We start from the raw sequence: 18,121 nt of genomic DNA, 5'->3' as shown, positions 1-18,121 counted from the left end.
CCCGCGGACGGCTGAGGCCGCCCGGGAGAACCGGGCGGCCTCAGTCTCGGCTTGGGAATCAGGCGCGCAGTTCGGCGCCGACCGCCGCGGTGGCCGAGGCGACGGCGGCATCGCGGGCGGCGCTCGCCTCGTCCTCGGTCAGGGTGCGGTCGGGTGCGCGGAAGCGCAGGGCGTAGGTGAGGGACTTGCGACCCTCTCCCGCCTGGGTGCCCTCGTAGACGTCGAACAGGGCGATGTCTTCGAGCAGGTCACCACCGCCGGTGCGCAGGGCCGTCTCCACCTGGGCGGCGGGCACGGCTTTCTCCACGCTGATCGACACGTCCTGCAGCACGGCAGGGAACGCCGAAACCGTTGGGGCAGGGCGGGATTCGACCAGCGGGAGCGCGTCGAGGTCGAGTTCCAGCGCGCAGGTGCGCGGAGGAAGACCGGCGCGTTCCAGCACGGCGGGGTGCAGTTCGCCCGCGTGGCCGACGACCACGCCGTCCACCAGCAGTTCGGCGCAGCGGCCTGGATGCCACGGCAGGTAGGCCGCGGCGCGGCGCTCGATCACCACACCTGCGGCGTCGGCCACCTCGTCGACCAGTGCGAACGCGTCGGCGGCCTCGGCCGGACGACCCGGACCCCACGGTCCGCGCGGATCGCGCTTACCGCTGAGCACAGCCGCGACGTGCACCGGCTGGGCGGGCAGCGAGGCGTTCAGCTCGGCGATCTGCTCATCGGTGGGCCGACGATCGACCGGCAGCGCCTCGACCGCACGGGTCTGCTCGCCCGGCTGGACCACCTGGGCGATGCCGTAGATCGTGAGGTCACGGGCGCCGCGAGAAATGTTGCGAGCGGCCACTTCCAGCAGACCGGGCAGCAGCGTAGTCGCCAGTTCCGGGCGCTCGGCGTCGAGCGGGTTCAGCACGCGCGTGGTGTCGCGGCGCGGATCGTCGGCATCCAGACCCCACACGTCGAAGACGCCACCCGGCAGGAACACCGGCGCGGGGACTTCGACGGCACCGGCGAACGCCATCGCCCGGCTCACCGCGCGACGACGCTTCTGCTGCGCGGTCAGACCACGACCGGCTGGCGCCGACGGCAGCACCGACGGGATCTGCTCCAGCCCCTCCAGCCGCAGTACCTCTTCGACCAGGTCGGCGGGCTGGGACAGATCGGGACGCCAGCTCGGCGGAGTCACCAGCAGCTGGGTCTTGCCCGCGTCGTTGACCTCGATATCGACGTGCGCGCCGATCTGGGCCAGCCTGCGCACGGCGGTACCCGCCGGGTAGGTGACGCCCGCGACGCGGTCGGGCAGGTCGATGTCCATCGCGATCGGCGCCGCCGCTTCCAGCGGCACCCGGATGTCGGTGAGCGTGGATTCGATGGTGCCACCGGTGATTTCGGCGAGCAGGGTGGCGGCGCGATCGAGGGCGACGATATTGATCTCGGGATCGACGACCCGCTCGTAGCGCTTGGCAGCTTCCGACGACAGCTTGTGCCTGCGCGCGGTCCGGTAGACGCGCAACGGGTTCCAGGTGGCGGCCTCGAGGATCACGTCGGTGGTGTCGGCGCCGACCTCGGTGCTCGCCCCACCCATCACACCGGCGAGCGAGATGACACCGGAATCGTCGGCGATCACCACGTCCTCGGCGTCGAGGGTGCGCTCGGTGTCGTCGAGGGTGCGCAGGGTCTCGCCCTTGTGCGCGGAGCGAACGACCAAGCCGCCGTTGAGTTTCGCGGCGTCGAAGGCGTGCAGCGGCTGCCCCAGTTCGAGCATCACGTAGTTGGTGACGTCGACGGCCGGGGAGATCGGGCGCATGCCGGCCAGCATCAGCCTGCGCTGCAACCACAGCGGGCTCACCGCGTTCGGGTTCACCCCGGTGACGCGCCGGGCGCCGAAGCGGGTGCATTCGGAGTCGGCTTCCAGCCGCACCGGCCAGGCCTCGGACTCACCGTCGGGCAGGGTGCGCACGGCGGGGTCGGCGTATTCGAGGTCGAAACCGCAGGCCAGCTCGCGGGCGAGACCGCGCACCGAGAAGCAGTAGCCCCGGTCCGGGGTGATGTTGAGCTCGATGATCGTGTCGTCGGTGCCGAGCAGCACGTTGGCGTCGTCACCGGGCTGCGCGGAACCCGGCTCGAGCACCAGGATGCCGTCGTGATCCTTGCCGATGCCCAGCTCGGCGACCGAACAGATCATGCCGTTGGAGGTGTGGCCGTAGGTCTTGCGGGAGGAGATCTTGAACCCACCGGGCAGCTCACCACCCGGCAGCACGACGACGACCAGGTCGCCGACCGCGAAATTGCGGGCGCCACAAACGATTTCCTGCAACTCCGGGTTGCCGACATCGACCTTGCAGAAGCGGATCGGCTTCTTGAACTCGGTGAGTTCGGTGATCTCGGCGACGCGGCCGACGACCAGCGGCTTGTCGATGTCACCGCCGATCGGGGTGAGCTTGTCGACCTCTTCGACCTCGAGGCCGACCCGGACGAAGCCCGCGTCGAGTTCCTCGGCCGACACCGACCACTCGGGGGTGGTGCGCTGCAGGATCTCGGTCAGCCAGGACTGTGCTACTCGCACGTTTTCGCTCTCTCTCTACGACCGGATACCGAAGGGCAGGGTGAACCGCACGTCACCCTCGACGATGTCGCGCATGTCGGGAATCCCGTTGCGGAACTGCAGGGTTCGCTCCATGCCCATGCCGAACGCGAATCCGGAATACACCTCGGGATCGATGCCGCTGGCGATGAGGACCTTCGGGTTGACCATGCCGCAGCCGCCCCACTCGACCCAGCCCGCGCCGCCCTTCTTGTCCGGGAACCACACGTCGACCTCGGCCGAGGGTTCGGTGAAGGGGAAGTAGTTGGGGCGCATGCGGGTTCGGGTGTCGGGGCCGAACAGGGCGCGCGCGAAGGCGTCGAGGGTGCCACGCAGGTGGGCCATGGTCAGGCCCTTGTCGATGGCAAGACCCTCCACCTGGGAGAACACCGGGGTGTGGGTGGCGTCGAGCTCGTCGGTGCGGAAGGTGCGGCCGGGGCACACGACGTAGATCGGCAGCTCACGTTCCAGCATCGACCGCACCTGCACCGGGGAGGTGTGGGTGCGCAGCACCTGGCGCGACCCCTCGGGGGCGATGTGGAAGGTGTCCTGCATGGTGCGCGCCGGGTGGTCGGGCAGGAAGTTCAGCGCGTCGAAGTTGAAGTGCTCGGTCTCGACCTCGGGGCCCTCGGCGACCTCCCAGCCCATGCCGACGAACACGTCGGCGATCTGCTCGGAGATGACGGTGATGGGGTGGCGGGCACCGGCCGGGCGACGGCGGGCGGGCAGGGTGACGTCGATCTTCTCGGCCACCAGCACGGCCTGATCGCGCTCTTCCAGCAGCGCCGCGCGGCGCGCCTCGAAGGCATCGGAGACCCGCTTGCGCGCGATATTGACCCGCTTGCCCGCGTCGGCCTTCTCTTCCTTGGGCAGACGACCCAGCTCGCGCTGCGCCAGCGCGATCGGCGACTTGCCGCCGATGTAGTCGGTTTTGGCGACCGCGAGCGCATCCAGATCGGCCGCCGCGGCGAACGCCTTCTCGGCCTCCGCCGCCGCTGCCGCGAGTGCCTCCTCGGTCAGTTCGGCGCCCTTCGGGCCTTCGCCCTGCTCGACTCCGCTGTTGTCGTCGGCCACGATTGTTCGACTCTCCCCTGGGGATCGGTTCACGGGTGCGTCATTGCCTACCCGTATCGGTGCTGCATAAATCCTATGGGATGGGGTTCGCTCGGTTCATCCGGATTACCGGGGGGCGCTACCGGACCCCAGACAAGGTCGCCATCAGGACCGACAAGTCCAGGTCAGAACGGTTTTCGGAGGGTTCTCACCAAGATCGACACCGAACCGCGATCCGAGGGAACCGAATCGTCTCCGGTTCCGTCCAACCGTTCAAACACATCCGCCGTGTTCGACGCGAGACAGGACGAACCGATGCCTGAACAGACCCGCGATTCCACCCCACCCCAGGGTCGGCGCACGCGACGCACCGCACCCGGCAGCGGCCTGGCACTGTGCGGCCTCGGCATCCGCCCCATCCGCCCCCGCCCGTTCCCGCGTGCGGGCGGACTGTGCCCCGAAGTCCACCCACAAACCCCACCCGACCAGGATTAGGCACAGCCCATCGCTCCTTGCTGCGATCGATGGTGCACGCGTGGGGCTCTATCCGTAGAGCGGCAGGCAGGCTGTGTCGACGGCTGTCGACAGCGGCTCGGGGAGGACGAGGGGGTCACCGAATGTCCCCTCGACCGGATCGGGGTACACACCGGCGTCGGGATCGCGGTAGAGCGCCCAACGGCCGAACCGCGGGTCGACGACCAGAAGAGTGCGTACCCCTGCCGCGCCGTACCAGCCGTTCTTGCCGGTGATCTGGTGCGCTTTCTCCGACTTCGAGATCACCTCGACGGCGAGTTCCACGTCGGCGGGATCGGCGAGCCATTCGTCATCGGTGTCCCAGGAATCGGGCAGAACGACGAGGTCCGGTGTGCAGTAGTCGTCCGTATCGCCGGGCATCGCGATCGATGTCACCTCGTAGGCGGCGAGCCCTTCGGGCATAACCCCCACCAGCGCCAGGTCAGGCAGTAGTTCTGGTGTGCCGGGGCAGGAAGGCGGCGATGATCGCGGCGGCGGCGACCAGGGCGGCGCCTACCCAGACTGCGGGGATCAGGCCGTCGACGTAGGACTGGGGGTCGGTGTAGGAGCCTGCGGTGGCGAAGACCGAGGCGAGGACCGCGATGCCCATGGCGACGCCGACCTCGCGGACGGTGCTGTTGATGCCTGAGGCCATGCCCTGGTCGGCGGGGGACGCGCTGGCCATGACGATGGTGGACGACGGCGCGAAGGTGAGGCCCATGCCGATGCCGCCGAGGACGAAGGGTGCGACGAAGGAGATGTAGGGGACGTCCGTGCTCGTGATCAGCGCCATCCAGGCCAGCGACACGGCCAGGCACACCTGGCCGGTGGCGATGAGGACGCGCGGGCCGACCCGGTCGACGACGAGTCCGGCCAGCGGGGCGACGACCATCGGAACCATCGTCCACGGCATCGTGCGGATACCGGATTCCAGCGGCGAATACCCCTGCACCACCTGGAAGAACTGCGCGAGCAGGAAGATGGCACCGAACACACCGGCGGAGAATCCGAACGACACGAGGTAGCTCAGGCTCAGGCCCCGGTTGGCGAACATGCGCAGCGGCAGCATCGGTTCGGCAGTGCGCTTCTCCCAGGCGACGAACGCGACCAGCAGCGCGATACCACCGATGAGGGCGGCGAGCACCTGCGGAGCGGTCCAGCCGTCCTCGGCGCCGTGGATCACGCCCCACACCAGCGCGAGCACGCCGACGGCGGACAGGACGAGACCGAGCAGGTCGAGTTTGCGTGCGGCACCGCGTGATTCGCTCAGCATGCGAGCGGCGAAGGGCAGCGCGAGCAGGCCGACGGGCACGTTGAGCCAGAAGATCCACTGCCAGTTCAGCCCCTCGACGACGGCACCGCCGACCACCGGCCCGACCGCGACACCGAGCCCGGCCAGGCCACCCCAGATCCCGATCGCGGCGCTGCGCATCCGCTCGGGCACCGCCGCGGCGAGCAGCGTCAGCGACAACGGCATCACGGCCGCGCCCCCGGCACCCTGGATCGCCCTGGCGAGGATGAGCATCCACGGCTCGGTGGCCAGCGCGCACGCGGCCGACGCGACGACGAACACGGCGATGCCCGCCAAAAAGACCCGGCGGCGGCCGATGCGGTCGCCGAGCGCCGAGGCGGTGAGCAGCAGCGCCGCGAACGACAGCGTGTAGGCGTTGACGAACCATTGCAGGTCCGAAAGCGACGCTCCCAGTTCGGTTTTGATCACCGGCAGGGCGTTGGTCACCACGAGGTTGTCCAACGTGACCATGAACATCGGGATGCCGACGGCGGCGATGACCGCACCGAGCGGCTTGGCCTTCGCACCGCCGGGCGACGGCGCGTCGGCGAGAACGGCATCGCCGGGATCGAGTGTCTGAGTCATGATCCACCCTTGTTGTAATCCACTGATAACTTGAATCCAATGGTTATGCATCGACTGATAACATGTCAAGAGGAATCCGCGTACCGACCGGAGGCGAATGCATGAGCGAGACGACGAGAACCCGGATGACCGCGGCCGAGCGCAGCGCCCAGGTCCTCGCCGCCGCCGTCGACGCCTTCGCCGAATCCGGGTACGCCGCAACGAAAACCGATGAGGTGGCCCGCCGCGCGGGGGTCTCCCAGCCGTACGTGATCCGGCTCTTCGGCACCAAACAGCACCTGTTCGTGGCGGTACTTCAGCACGTGTGCGCACGCATCGAGGACGTGTTCCGCAGCGCCGAGATCGCGCCCGACGCCGACACCGCCGAGGCGCTGCGCAGCCTCGGCACGAACTACGACGTATTTCTCTCCGAACGCCAGCTACCGCTGGTGCTGCTGCACGGCGTCGCCGCCAGCGCCGACCCGGAGATCGGCGATCACGTGCGCGAACACTTCGGCCGCATCTATCAGCTGATCGTCGACCGCACCGGCGCCGACACCCTGCACGCCCGCCGCTTCCTCGCCACCGGCATGCTGCTCACCATCATGACCGCGATGCAGGTGGCAGGCCCCGACGCCATCGAACTCCCCTGGTCGAGGGCCGTCCTCGACGAACTGCAATGCGCCGTGGAACTCTGAGGCCTTACTTCGCGTGCTGGACGCGGGCGTTGGCGTAGAGGCAGATCGCCGCTGCCGCAGCCAGATTCAGGCTTTCGGCGCGGCCGTGGATGGGGATGCGGATGCGATGGTCGGCGCGGGCGGCGACGGCGGAGTCGAGTCCGTGGGCCTCGTTGCCGAAGAGCCAGGCGACCGGCCCGGTGAGGATGTCGTCGGCGTCGTCGAGGTCGACCTCGCCGTGAGCGGTGGTGGCCAGCAGCGTGATTCCGGCCGAGGACAGCGCGTCGAGGGTGGCGTCGATACTGCGGCTGCGCGCGATCGGGACGTGGAACAGGCTGCCCGCGCTGGCACGGACGCATTTGCCGTTGTGCGGGTCGACCGCGTCACCGGCGAGCACGACACCATCGGCACCGACGGCGTCGGCAACCCGGATGAGGGTGCCCGCGTTGCCGGGTTCGGCGATCTCCACGGGCACCGCGAGCATGCGCGGTGCACCGTCGAGGATCTGGTCGAGCGGCACATCGAGCTGCTCGCACACGGCGACCAGGCCCGGCGCGGTGACGGTTTCGCCCAGGTGCTCGGCGGCGCGATCGCTCACCAGCGTGGTGCGCACACCGTCGGCGTCGGCACCGGCGATCAGCGCGACATCGCGCTTGGCCGCGGCGAGCGAGTAGAACAACTCACGCACGCGGCCGGTCTCCAGCGCGGCGGTGACGGCATTGGCGCCTTCGGCCAGGAACAGGCCGGTCTTGCGACGGTGCGCGGCGCGCTGGAGCTTGACAGCCGAAACGACCCGCGGGTTGCGCTCGGAGAGCGCGTCCACGGGTCGTTCCGACAGATCGTTGTGCGTCGTCAAGCTCAGGCAGCCGAGGCCGGGGCGTTGACGTCGGCGGGCAGCGCGGCCTTGGCGACAGCGACGAGACCGGCGAAGGCCTCGGCGTCGGAGACGGCGAGCTCGGCGAGGATCTTGCGGTCCACCTCGACACCAGCGGCCTTGAGGCCCTGGATGAAGCGGTTGTAGGTGATGTCGTTCAGACGCGCGGCGGCGTTGATACGAGCGATCCACAGCTTGCGGAAGTCACCCTTGCGCGCCTTGCGGTCGCGGTAGGCGTAGGTCAGCGAGTGGAGCTGCTGTTCCTTGGCCTTGCGGTACAGGCGCGAACGCTGGCCCCGGTAGCCCTTGGAGGCCTCGAGGATGGAACGGCGCTTCTTCTGAGCGTTGACAGCCCTTTTGACGCGTGCCACTTTTCAGTCCTTGATCATCTGGGGGGCGCGGCGGCGCCCGAATTCGGTAGTTGTCGGCGTCCGGTCATCCCGGCCGCGCAGTCGTCGGGGTGCGACGGTCTGCCTGGATCAGGCGAGACCGAGCAGCCGCTTCACGCGGGGGGCGTCGACGTCGGCAACGGACTCCGTGCCTTCCAGACGACGAGTCCGGCGGGAGGACTTGTGCTCCAGGAGGTGGCGACGGTTCGCCTGCTCGCGAAGCAGCTTGCCCCGGCCGGTCACCTTGAATCGCTTCTTGGCGCCGCTGTGGGTCTTGTTCTTCGGCATGGATTCCTCTATCTAGTCGGTGAAATCGGTGTTACTGCGGGTCGGCCTGCGCCTGCTCCGCGGGCGCGGCCTGCTCGGCGGCGGCCGGAGCGGTCGGCTGTGCCGGTGCCGGTGCGGTCGGCTCGGCCGGACGCGGGGCGGAGTCCTGCTGTGCCTTCACCCGCGTCTTCGCGCCCTTGTGCGGGGCGAGGACCATGGTCATGTTGCGACCGTCCTGCTTGGCCGAGGTCTCGACGAAACCCAGGTCGGCGACATCGGCAGCCAGACGCTGCAACAACCGGTAGCCCAGTTCGGGACGTGACTGCTCACGACCGCGGAACATGATGGTGACCTTGACCTTCGACCCAGCCTCGAGGAACCGCATCACGTGGCCCCGCTTGGTTGCATAGTCGTGATCATCGATCTTCGGGCGGAGCTTCTGCTCCTTGATCACGGTCTGGACCTGGTTCTTGCGGGACTCGCGCGCCTTCTGCGCGGTCTCGTACTTGAACTTGCCGTAGTCCATGATCTTGCACACCGGCGGACGGGCATCGGGTGCTACCTCGACCAGGTCGAGATCGGCTTCGAGCGCGACGCGAAGTGCATCTTCAACACGCACGATCCCAACCTGCTCGCCGCCGGGTCCGATGAGTCGAACCTCGGGAACTCGGATGCGATCGTTGATGCGGGTCTCAGTGCTGATGGGGCCTCCTAGGTCAAGCGGTGTCGTCTTAACGACCGCACGCAATAACTGCAACCCCTGATTCAACGCGAAAGCCCCGTTGCGGTATTTCTCCGCGACGGGGCCCGAGTCGACCGATCATCGGACATCACGCCCGAGGGCACGATGTCGACCCCCGCGCGAATAACACGCGAGGAACCCGCCACTAGGAGCGGGTGACCGGGACCGTTTGTCCAGTACGATTGCTCGTCGGCAACGGTGGGAGTCGGGCTCCACTTATCTGCCCCAGGACGTGCATGACACGACCAGGGGCGGTCGTCAGCAGAAAGTCTAGCATCGCATTCCGCTATCGCCGAATCGGCCCGGCGGCGGTGGCCCGCACGGGGCTGGCGATAGCCTGATGCCCATGACTGACGAGCTCGATCCTCCCGTGCGCGACCTGGCCGACATTCCCGCGGTCGAGGTGATCAGCCGGGCCGCCGTGATGCTGATGAGTTCGGCGGCGGAGAAGCTCGGCCTTGCCGAGGAGAACCCGAACACCGGCGCCAATGTCGACCTCGACGAGGCGCGCCGGGTCATCACCGCGCTGGCCGGCCTGGTCACCTCGTCGGTGGAGTACCTCGGGCCGCACGCCGGGCCGATCCGCGAGGGCCTGCAGGCGTTGCAGCGCGCCTTCCGTGAGGCGTCGTCGGTGCCGGACGCGCCGGGTGCGGGCCCGGGTGAGAAGTACACCGGCCCGGTGCACTGAGCCGTGAACGCGAAGATCCGCCGGCACCTACCTGGGTGCCGGCGGATCTTTTTACGTCGTGAGTGCTCAGACCGTAGGGGTCGGAGTCGGCGGCTGACCGGGGGTGACCGAGACGGCCGAGCCGGAGGAGATCATGTTGGCGAGGGCGGTGAAGATGGCCGCGCTTCCGGTATCCATTGCTGGTGGTCCTTTCGGGGCTGCCGGGTCAGGCAGTCGGCGTCGGCGTCGTGGGCTCGTAGGCCAGCGAGGACCCGCCACTGAGGAAATTCAGAATCTGGCCGATGAGCGCCATCGTGGCTTCATCCATTGGGACGTTCCTTTCGTACTGCACGACATCCGCGACCGCGCTGCCCACGCCGCGCGTGACACCACTGGATGTCGATCGACAAACCGCTACTGACCGGTCTTCCGGCGACGGCGAGGCGAATGTTACCTATGGCCGTTTCACTTCGTAGGGTTTTCGGGAAGTCCCGGGCGGAACGGTAACCCGTTCCGCCCCGACACACCTGCCGGTCAGCGCAATGCGGCCGCTTTCCTGGCCAGCCGCTTGGCCGTCGCCGTCTCGGCGGGCGCCTTCTTCGCCGCCGGCGCGGCCTTCTTCTTCGCCGCGGGCTTCTTCGGCGCCGGTGCCGCGAGGACTTCCTTCAGGAACTGACCGGTGTAGCTGTCGGCGACCTGGGCCACTTCCTCGGGAGTACCCGTCGCGACCACCGTGCCGCCGCCGGAACCGCCTTCGGGGCCCATGTCGATGACCCAGTCGGAGGTCTTGATGACATCGAGGTTGTGCTCGATGACGATCACCGTGTTGCCCTTGTCGACCAGACCGTTGATGACCTTGAGCAGCTTGCGGATGTCCTCGAAGTGCAGACCGGTCGTCGGCTCGTCGAGGATGTAGACCGTGCGACCGGTCGAGCGTTTCTGCAGCTCGGCGGCGAGCTTCACGCGCTGCGCCTCACCGCCGGACAGAGTCGGGGCACTCTGGCCAAGGCGCACGTACCCGAGACCGACCTCGACGAGGGTTTTGAGGTACCGGTGGATCGAAGTAACCGGTTCGAAGAACTCGGCGGCCTCGTCGATCGGCATGTCGAGGACCTCGGCGATGGTCTTGCCCTTGTAGTGCACCTCGAGCGTCTCGCGGTTGTAGCGGGCGCCGTGGCACACCTCGCACGGGACATACACGTCCGGCAGGAAGTTCATCTCGATCTTGAGCGTGCCGTCACCCGAGCACGCCTCGCACCGGCCGCCCTTGACATTGAAGGAGAAGCGGCCCGGCTGGTAACCGCGCACCTTGGCCTCGGTGGTCGAGGCGAACAGGGTGCGGATCTTGTCGAAGACACCGGTGTAGGTGGCCGGGTTCGAGCGCGGGGTGCGCCCGATCGGTGACTGGTCGACCTGCACCAGCTTGTCGAGCTGGTCGACACCGTTGATCCTGGTGTGCCTGCCGGGCACCTGCCGCGCGCCGTTGAGCTTGTTCGCGAGCGTGGTGGCCAGGATGTCGTTGACCAGCGTCGACTTGCCGGAACCGGAGACGCCGGTGACCGAGGTGAGTACACCGAGGGGGAACGCCACATCGATGCTCTGCAGATTGTGCTCGGTGGCACCGACGACGGTGAGCTTGCGTTTCTTGTCCACCGCGCGGCGCACCAGCGGCAGCTCGATCTGCTCGCGGCCGGAAAGATAAGCGCCGGTGAGGGATTCGGGCTCGGTGAGCAATTCCTGATAGGGGCCCGAATGCACCACGCGACCGCCGTGCTCACCGGCGAGCGGACCGATGTCGACCACCCAGTCCGAGGCACGGATGGTGTCCTCGTCGTGTTCGACCACGATCAGGGTGTTGCCCAGCTTCTTGAGCCGCAGCAGGGTTTCGATGAGCCTGCGGTTGTCGCGCTGATGCAGACCGATCGACGGCTCGTCGAGCACGTAGAGCACGCCGACCAGGCCCGAACCGATCTGGGTGGCCAGCCGGATGCGCTGCGCCTCACCGCCCGACAGCGTCGCCGCCGCGCGCGAGAGCGTGAGGTACTCCAAGCCCACGTCGAGCAGGAAGCCGAGCCGGGCCTGGATCTCCTTGAGCACCTGGCCGGCGATCGCGGCCTCGCGCTCCCCCAGCGTCAGCGAGTTGAGGAAGTGCGCGCACTCCCCGATCGACAGGTCGCTGACCTCGGCAATCGACCTGTTCTTGCCGTCGGCGGCCAGGGTGACGGCCAGGATCTCCGGGCGGAGCCGGGCACCGTTGCACACCGGGCACGGTACATCGCGCATGTACCCGTCGTAGTGCTCCTTCATCTGCTCGGACTCGGTGTTGTCCATGCGCCGCTGCAGGAACGGCATCACGCCTTCGAAATCGGCGTAATAGGAGCGTTTGCGCCCGTAGCGGTTGGTGTAGGAGACATGCACCTGATCGGAGCTGCCCTCGAGGACCGCTTTGCGCGCCTTCGCCGGAAGCTCACGCCACGGCGTGTCCATCGAGAAACCGATGGCCTCGGCCAGCCCCGACAACAGACGATTGAAGTATTCGGCCGTCTGACCACGCGACCACGGCGCGATCGCGCCCTCGGCCAGACTCAGATCCGGATCGGGGACGACCAGTTCGGGGTCGACCTCCTTGCGGATGCCGAGACCGGTGCAGTCGGGGCAGGCGCCGTAGGGCGAGTTGAAGGAGAACGAGCGCGGCTCGAGATCCTCGATATCGAGCGGGTGGCCGTTCGGGCAGGCCAGGCGCTCGGAGAAACGGCGTTCCCGGTCGTGCGCGTGCTCGTCGCGGTCGACGAAGTCGAGCACGACGATGCCGTCGGCCAGGCGCAATGCGGTCTCGATCGAGTCGGTGAGCCGCTGCTTGGACGCGGCCTTCACCGACAGACGGTCGACGACCACCTCGACGTCGTGCTTCTCCTGCTTCTTGAGCTTGGGCGGATCGGTGAGCGGATACACCACGCCGTCCACCCGCACACGCGAGTAGCCCTGGGTCTTGAGCTGGTCGAACAGGTCGACGAACTCACCCTTGCGGGTCCGCACCACCGGCGCGAGGACCTGGAACTTCAGGCCCTCGTCCATGGCGAGCACCTGGTCGACGATCTGCTGCGGGCTCTGCTTGGCGATCAGCTCGCCACAGACCGGGCAGTGCGGCGTGCCCGCGCGGGCATACAGCAGGCGCAGGTAGTCGTAGACCTCGGTGATCGTGCCGACCGTCGAACGCGGGTTGCGGTTGGTCGACTTCTGGTCGATCGACACCGCGGGCGAGAGGCCCTCGATGAAGTCCACGTCCGGCTTGTCCATCTGCCCGAGGAACTGACGCGCGTACGCCGACAGCGACTCGACATAACGGCGCTGTCCCTCGGCGAAGATCGTGTCGAACGCCAGACTCGACTTACCCGAACCGGACAGACCGGTGAACACGATCAGGCTGTCGCGCGGCAGATCGAGGTCCACACCTTTCAGGTTGTGTTCCCGAGCTCCGCGCACAGTGAGGCGTTCCGCCACCTGGTGAATCCCTTCTCCATCGTCATCCGCTCGCCGGACATGAACCCCCAGGAATCAATGCTAGGTGGACCCACCGACAAGAACGGTTGAGCTGTGTTTGTTGGAGCGCTGGCGCGCTCGAGCGCGGCCCCTGAGGGGCCGCGCGAACAGCGCTCGAGACTTGCGCTTCGCGCGTGCGCTTCGAGCGCTGTTCGCGCGGCCGGGCCGCTGCGCCGCTTCGCGGCGGACCCTCCTCGAGGTCGGGTCGTGCGGGGTTGGGAGGGCGGTCATGGCGGACTTTGGGTGAGCGAGTTTGCTGTCTGCGCACAGGATTTGGGTGGGCGATTGTCTGTCTCTGCACAGGATTCGGGCGGGCGGATTATGTTGGACCGAACAGGGGGGACGTTCTACGTGATGAAGGGGCCGCCGTGCTCGAGGTGTTTCTGGTCGACGACCACGAGATCGTGCGGCGAGGGTTGATCGACCTGCTCGAGGGTGATCCTGAACTCACTGTGATCGGTCAGGCAGGTGGCGTGGCCGAGGCGATGGTGCGGATCAGGGAGAGCCGGCCCGATGTGGCGGTGCTCGATGTCCGATTACCCGACGGCAACGGCATCGAGCTGTGCCGCAATCTGCTGGCCGAGTTCGAGGACCTGCGCTGCCTGATCCTCACCTCGTTCTCCGACGAGCACGCCATGCTCGACGCCATTCTGGCCGGTGCCAGCGGATATGTGGTGAAGAACATCGACGGGATGAAGCTGGCCGACGCGATCAAGCAGGTCGGCGCCGGTCACTCCCTGCTCGACACCCGCGCGGCCGACGCCCTGCGCGCCCGGCTGCGCCGCAGCACCGAACCGACCGGTCCCCTCGCGGGCCTGACCGACCAGGAACGGCGGCTGCTCGAACTCCTCGGCGAGGGGCTGACCAACCGCCAGATCGCAGCCCGCATGTTCCTGGCCGAGAAGACGGTCAAGAACTACGTCTCGCGCCTGCTGGCCAAACTCGGCGTCGAACGCCGCACCCAGGCCGCGGTCCTGGCGACCAAGCTGCGCGAACCATAGAAATCAGGACGGGACGACGATGGTCAGGTCCCCGTCGTAGCGGCGGTAGAGCAGGTTGCCCCGGCCACTGTGACTGTCGGTGAAGAACAGATACGGCAGGCCGCCACGGCACAGCACGTCCGATGCCTCGTCCTCGGCGAAGACCGGCGCCGCGTCCTGCACCACCCGCACCGGCATGGCGCTGGCGGTGAGCGGCAGGTGCGCCGAGTCGCCCGCGGCGACGGTGCGGTGCTGGCGGGCCAGGCGCACACCGTGCGGGTCGGCCCAGGTGACGATGGCGTCCTCGCCGGTATCGGCGTCGGTGAACAGATACGCGTCGTAGTCCATCGCGTCCAGGACGGTGCTGGCTTCCAGCGGAGTACCGGTCATCAGGGCGCAGTCTTTGCGGCGGATGATCGGGCGGGTCTCGGTGACCTGGGCAAGCGGGCGCCGGGCCGGGTCGGGCCAGGCGCCACGTGCTTCCTTACCAGCGCGGCGCGCCAGCTGCCGGTCCAGACGTTCGGCGGCGAATGTCACCGCGAACCCGCCCGGGCCGGTGACCTGCACACGGGTGAGGGTGTCGTTGGTGCGGATGTTGGCCTGCACCAGGGTCGGCTCGTCGTTTCCACGCGGAGCGGTGACGCGCACCCGGGCCGGACTGTCGAGATGATGGCGCCGCATCACGCGGGTGATGGCACGCACCGCGCGGGTGACGTCTTGAGCCGGTACCTCGCCACGGGTGGTCACCGCGAGCTCGGGATCGGCGGCGGTAGTCCAGTGCTGGGTGCTCGACAACGAATACATCTCTTGCCCCACTTCTCGATCCGGCGTCCCCCCGCTGCCCTATGCCACCACTGTGCGCGGTGCGGTAGAAGGGCCGAAAGTCCCCAACCTCGAGGACTAGACTTCTCCTGACTCGGTACGAAGGTGGGCGGCGACGGGATACGGCGATGGCGAATGACGGTCGGAGCGGCCGCTATTCGGCGGGCCGCACTGCGTCTCAGCAGCGCCTACGCGCCCTGCTCGGCGAGGTGGCCGACCGGGTCGAGGTGATGATCGGCTCGCGCGACCGGATGGACGGCCTGGTCGAGGCCATGCTCACGGTCACCGCGGGTCTCGATCTCGACGAAACCCTGCGCACCATGGTGCGGACGGCGATGAACCTGGTCGATGCCCGTTACGGCGCGCTCGCGGTCCGCGGGCACGGTCAGCAGGTCGCGCAGTTCATCGATGAGGGTATGCCCGAGCACATCCGCGACCGGATCGGGCGATTACCGGCGGGCCGCGGTGTGCTCGGCGCCGTGTTCGCGGAGAAGGCACCGCTGCGGCTCGACGATCTCACCGAGCACGAGTCCTCGGTGGGTTTCCCGCCCGGTCATCCGCCGATGCACTCGTTTCTCGGTGTCCCCGTGCGCATCCGGGACGAGGTGTTCGGCAGCCTGTACCTGACGGAGAAGTCCGACGGGCAACCGTTCACCGAGGAGGACGAGGTGCTCGTCCTCGCGCTGGCCGCGGCGGCGGGCATCGCGGTCGACAACGCGCGCCTCTACGAGCAGGCACGCACTAGACAGGCCTGGATCGAGGCGACGCGCGATATCGCCACCGAATTCCTGGCGGGCACCGAATCGGATCGGGTGCTCGCCCACGTGGTCGACCACGCACGCGGGCTGACCGGTTCGCACCAGGCGTTTCTGGCCTCGGTACCGGTGCCCGACGAATCCCCCGGCGAGGTCAGCGAATTGGTCGTCACCCAGTGGACCGGCCCCGATGCCGGCCAGGACTGGCAGACGATCCCGATCGCGGGCACGGTACTCGGCGATGCTTTCAGCAGGCGCACACCGCTGCGCTTCGACGACGTGTCCGAGGTCGTCCTCGGCGTCGACTTCCCGGTCGCCGAATTGCCCGGTGCCGGACCGGCTCTCGTCCTTCCGCTGTGCACACCCGACGCCACGCTCGGCGTGCTGGTGACCATCCGCCCACCCGGCTTCGCGCCCTATTCCGACGAGATGCTCGAGCTCACCGCCGCGTTCTGCGATCAGGCGGCGCTGGCGGTGCGCCTGGCCGACGCGCAACGGCGGATGCGTGAGCTCGATATCGTCGCCGACCGCGACCGTATCGCCCGCGACCTGCACGACCATGTGATCCAGCGGCTGTTCGCGATCGGCCTCACCGTGCAGGCCACCATGCCCAAGGCGGTTGTTCCCGAAGTGCGGCAACGCCTTTCGACAGTCATCATGGATCTACAGGAGGTTGTGCAGGAGATCCGCACCTCCATTTTCGATCTCCACGCCAGCGGTTCGGGCCACAGCGAGGGGCTGCAACAGCGGCTCGAGCTGGCGATCCGGCGCCAGACCGCCGACATCGCGATGCGCGCGACCATCCAGGTGTCGGGCCCGCTCTCGGTGCTCGACCCGCAACTGGCCGATCACGCCGAAGCCGTTGTGCGCGAAGCGGTGAGCAACGCGGTGCGCCACTCCGGCGCCGACACCGTTGCCATCGTGATCGAGGTGGCCGACGATCTCACGATCACCGTGAGCGACAACGGGTGGGGCATCCCCAATCACGTCATCCGCAGCGGGCTGCGCAATCTCGAGCAGCGCGCCCTGGAGGCGGGCGGCCGGTTCCAGATCGCGCCCGCGGTGCGAGCCGATGCCGACGGCGAGCATTCGGAGATGCCGGGCACGCGGCTGCGCTGGGCGGTTCCGCTCCCACAGGACCAACCGACTACCGGCGGTTTCGCCCTGGCGGGTGGGCCGGAGGCGGGTGAGGACTGAACCTCAGGCCGGACCGACGACGAGGGCGGAGTTGTTGCCACCCATCCCCATCGACAGATTCACAGTGAGGCCTCCGCGCATCGGTGTCGGCCCGTCGAGCAGTCGCGGATGCGCAGGCGCGACGACCGGTGCCGACGCGACGACGCCGGTGTCGTAGGACATCGCGATCAATGCCAGTTCGACGGCCGCCGCGGCGCCCTGGCAGTGACCGGTGAGCGGCTTGACCGAGATGATCGACGGCTGGTCGTCGAAAACGGTGGTGAGCACGTCGCGTTCGGCGGCGTCGCATTGGCGGGTACCGGTGCCGTGCGCGTTCACGTAGTTCACCTCCGAGGCCGCTACCCCACTGTCGCGCAATGCTTTCCGGACGCATTCGAGGTACTGCTCGTGCGTCGGCTCGACCGAGACCACGTGGTAGGCGTCGTTGTTCATGGCGCCGCCGAGCACCCGCGCGTAAGGCTCATCCACCGCGTCGGTGAGCAGCATCGCCACCGACGCTTCCGCCATCACGAACCCCAGGCTGCCCTCCTGGAACGGGCGGCACGCGGTGAACGGGTCCACATCGGACACGGCCGCACCCATCCCGACGAAATGCTCGAGCATCTCCGGGGTGGCCGACAGGTCGGTGCTCACGCACAGCACGTCGTCCACCAGGCCCGCGTCGCGCCACTGCCGCGCCGTGAGTACGGCGACATTGCCCGAACTGCACGCCGCCGACACGTTCATGGCGGGCCCGTGGAAGCCGTAGCGCTGCATCACCACGGAGATGGGGGTCGAGGGCAGCATCGGCAGGTAGTCGCGGGAGCGGCGGTGTCCGCCGTCGCGCAGGTAGAAATCGCGCCAGTCGGCCACGTCGCCGAGGGTGATGGCGTGCACCAGACCGACCGTTCGGCCCTCGTCGCGCCAGCCACGCGAGCGGGCGTCGGCCACCGCCTCGGCGGCCGAGGCGACAACGGCACGCCCGAACAATCCGCGACCGTGCGCCGGGTCGCCGCCGTCGGGAATCCGGCCGACCCAGGCGTGCTCGTCACGTCCCGGCCCGTAACCCGGATACAGACCGGCGGCCGGTTTTCCCCCCAGCACCCCCTGAAACAATTGTTCACGGCCCCAGCCGTAACCGGAGACCACACCGATACCACCGATCGACATAGAATCGACTCGGTGGGCCATGCCGCCGGGACGTCCTTCCGGTCTCACGTCGCTCCTCGCGGA

At 68.2% G+C, this 18,121-nt stretch carries 16 protein-coding genes; 5 read left to right on the top strand and 11 right to left on the bottom strand.

Translation table 11 applies throughout. The features are described 5' to 3' along the window. Nucleotides 1-58: 58 nt before the first annotated feature. Together pheT and pheS are read right to left on the bottom strand one after the other, a co-directional pair. On the bottom strand, nt 59-2,560 hold the full coding sequence (gene pheT / locus HYG95_RS10065; protein WP_181697711.1) for a phenylalanine--tRNA ligase subunit beta: 2,502 nt from the start codon (nt 2,558-2,560) through the stop codon (nt 59-61). 15 nt (nt 2,561-2,575) lie between these two features. Further along, nucleotides 2,576-3,652, bottom strand: a complete 1,077-nt coding sequence (pheS, locus tag HYG95_RS10060; RefSeq protein WP_181697710.1) for a phenylalanine--tRNA ligase subunit alpha — start codon at nt 3,650-3,652, stop codon at nt 2,576-2,578. 294 nt (nt 3,653-3,946) lie between these two features. Between pheS and HYG95_RS10055 the strand changes: the two genes are divergently transcribed. After that, on the top strand, nt 3,947-4,126 hold the full coding sequence (locus HYG95_RS10055) for a hypothetical protein (protein WP_157105158.1): 180 nt from the start codon (nt 3,947-3,949) through the stop codon (nt 4,124-4,126). Between the two features lie 48 nt (nt 4,127-4,174). Here HYG95_RS10055 and HYG95_RS10050 read toward each other — a convergent pair whose 3' ends face one another. Beyond that, a complete protein-coding gene (locus HYG95_RS10050; protein ID WP_181697709.1) occupies nt 4,175-4,567 on the bottom strand; it encodes a Uma2 family endonuclease in 393 nt (130 codons plus the stop codon). A 19-nt stretch (nt 4,568-4,586) separates the two neighbouring features. After that, the gene (locus tag HYG95_RS10045) at nt 4,587-6,020 is read right to left on the bottom strand and encodes an MFS transporter (protein ID WP_181697708.1); all 1,434 of its coding nucleotides are present in this window, start codon (nt 6,018-6,020) and stop codon (nt 4,587-4,589) included. A 101-nt stretch (nt 6,021-6,121) separates the two neighbouring features. On the opposite strand from HYG95_RS10045, the gene HYG95_RS10040 reads away from it, so the two are divergent. Then, nucleotides 6,122-6,697 carry a TetR/AcrR family transcriptional regulator gene (locus HYG95_RS10040; RefSeq protein WP_181697707.1) on the top strand — a complete coding sequence of 192 codons (576 nt, stop codon included), beginning with the start codon at nt 6,122-6,124 and terminating at the stop codon, nt 6,695-6,697. Nucleotides 6,698-6,701: 4 nt separating this feature from the next. On the opposite strand, the gene HYG95_RS10035 is transcribed toward HYG95_RS10040, so the two are convergent. The 4 genes from HYG95_RS10035 to infC form a co-directional block, all read right to left on the bottom strand. Then, the gene (locus HYG95_RS10035) at nt 6,702-7,499 is read right to left on the bottom strand and encodes an RNA methyltransferase (protein ID WP_181697788.1); all 798 of its coding nucleotides are present in this window, start codon (nt 7,497-7,499) and stop codon (nt 6,702-6,704) included. A gap of 35 nt (nt 7,500-7,534) precedes the next feature. Continuing rightward, nucleotides 7,535-7,921, bottom strand: coding sequence for a 50S ribosomal protein L20 (gene rplT, locus HYG95_RS10030; RefSeq protein ID WP_067498536.1), 387 nt, complete (start codon nt 7,919-7,921; stop codon nt 7,535-7,537). 108 nt (nt 7,922-8,029) lie between these two features. Further along, on the bottom strand, nt 8,030-8,227 hold the full coding sequence (rpmI, locus tag HYG95_RS10025) for a 50S ribosomal protein L35 (protein ID WP_067498539.1): 198 nt from the start codon (nt 8,225-8,227) through the stop codon (nt 8,030-8,032). 31 nt (nt 8,228-8,258) lie between these two features. After that, nucleotides 8,259-8,963: a translation initiation factor IF-3 gene (gene infC / locus HYG95_RS10020; protein ID WP_181697787.1), complete on the bottom strand. Its 705-nt coding sequence runs from the start codon at nt 8,961-8,963 to the stop codon at nt 8,259-8,261. Nucleotides 8,964-9,294: 331 nt separating this feature from the next. Here infC and HYG95_RS10015 point away from each other — a divergent pair, with 331 nt between their 5' ends. Continuing rightward, the gene (locus HYG95_RS10015; protein WP_067498543.1) at nt 9,295-9,636 is read left to right on the top strand and encodes a DUF1844 domain-containing protein; all 342 of its coding nucleotides are present in this window, start codon (nt 9,295-9,297) and stop codon (nt 9,634-9,636) included. A gap of 513 nt (nt 9,637-10,149) precedes the next feature. Here HYG95_RS10015 and uvrA read toward each other — a convergent pair. Further along, nucleotides 10,150-13,116 carry an excinuclease ABC subunit UvrA gene (gene uvrA, locus HYG95_RS10010; protein ID WP_181697706.1) on the bottom strand — a complete coding sequence of 989 codons (2,967 nt, stop codon included), beginning with the start codon at nt 13,114-13,116 and terminating at the stop codon, nt 10,150-10,152. 407 nt (nt 13,117-13,523) lie between these two features. Here uvrA and HYG95_RS10005 point away from each other — a divergent pair, with 407 nt between their 5' ends. Continuing rightward, complete coding sequence (locus tag HYG95_RS10005) at nt 13,524-14,156, top strand: response regulator transcription factor (RefSeq protein ID WP_181697705.1); 633 nt, start codon at nt 13,524-13,526, stop codon at nt 14,154-14,156. A gap of 3 nt (nt 14,157-14,159) precedes the next feature. Here the strand turns inward: HYG95_RS10005 and HYG95_RS10000 are convergent, their stop codons facing one another. Continuing rightward, nucleotides 14,160-14,939: a sigma 54 modulation/S30EA ribosomal C-terminal domain-containing protein gene (locus HYG95_RS10000; RefSeq protein ID WP_181697704.1), complete on the bottom strand. Its 780-nt coding sequence runs from the start codon at nt 14,937-14,939 to the stop codon at nt 14,160-14,162. Nucleotides 14,940-15,085: 146 nt separating this feature from the next. On the opposite strand from HYG95_RS10000, the gene HYG95_RS09995 reads away from it, so the two are divergent. Continuing rightward, nucleotides 15,086-16,909: a GAF domain-containing sensor histidine kinase gene (locus tag HYG95_RS09995; RefSeq protein WP_181697703.1), complete on the top strand. Its 1,824-nt coding sequence runs from the start codon at nt 15,086-15,088 to the stop codon at nt 16,907-16,909. A gap of 3 nt (nt 16,910-16,912) precedes the next feature. Here the strand turns inward: HYG95_RS09995 and HYG95_RS09990 are convergent, their stop codons facing one another. After that, on the bottom strand, nt 16,913-18,058 hold the full coding sequence (locus HYG95_RS09990) for a beta-ketoacyl synthase N-terminal-like domain-containing protein (protein ID WP_181697702.1): 1,146 nt from the start codon (nt 18,056-18,058) through the stop codon (nt 16,913-16,915). Nucleotides 18,059-18,121: the final 63 nt, after the last annotated feature.

The sequence above is a fragment of the Nocardia sp. GTS18 genome (assembly GCF_013839555.1).
GTDB lineage: Bacteria > Actinomycetota > Actinomycetes > Mycobacteriales > Mycobacteriaceae > Nocardia > Nocardia rosealba.
Note: the sequence above shows the minus strand (reverse complement) of the source record. Positions and strands in the feature narration are given on the sequence as shown.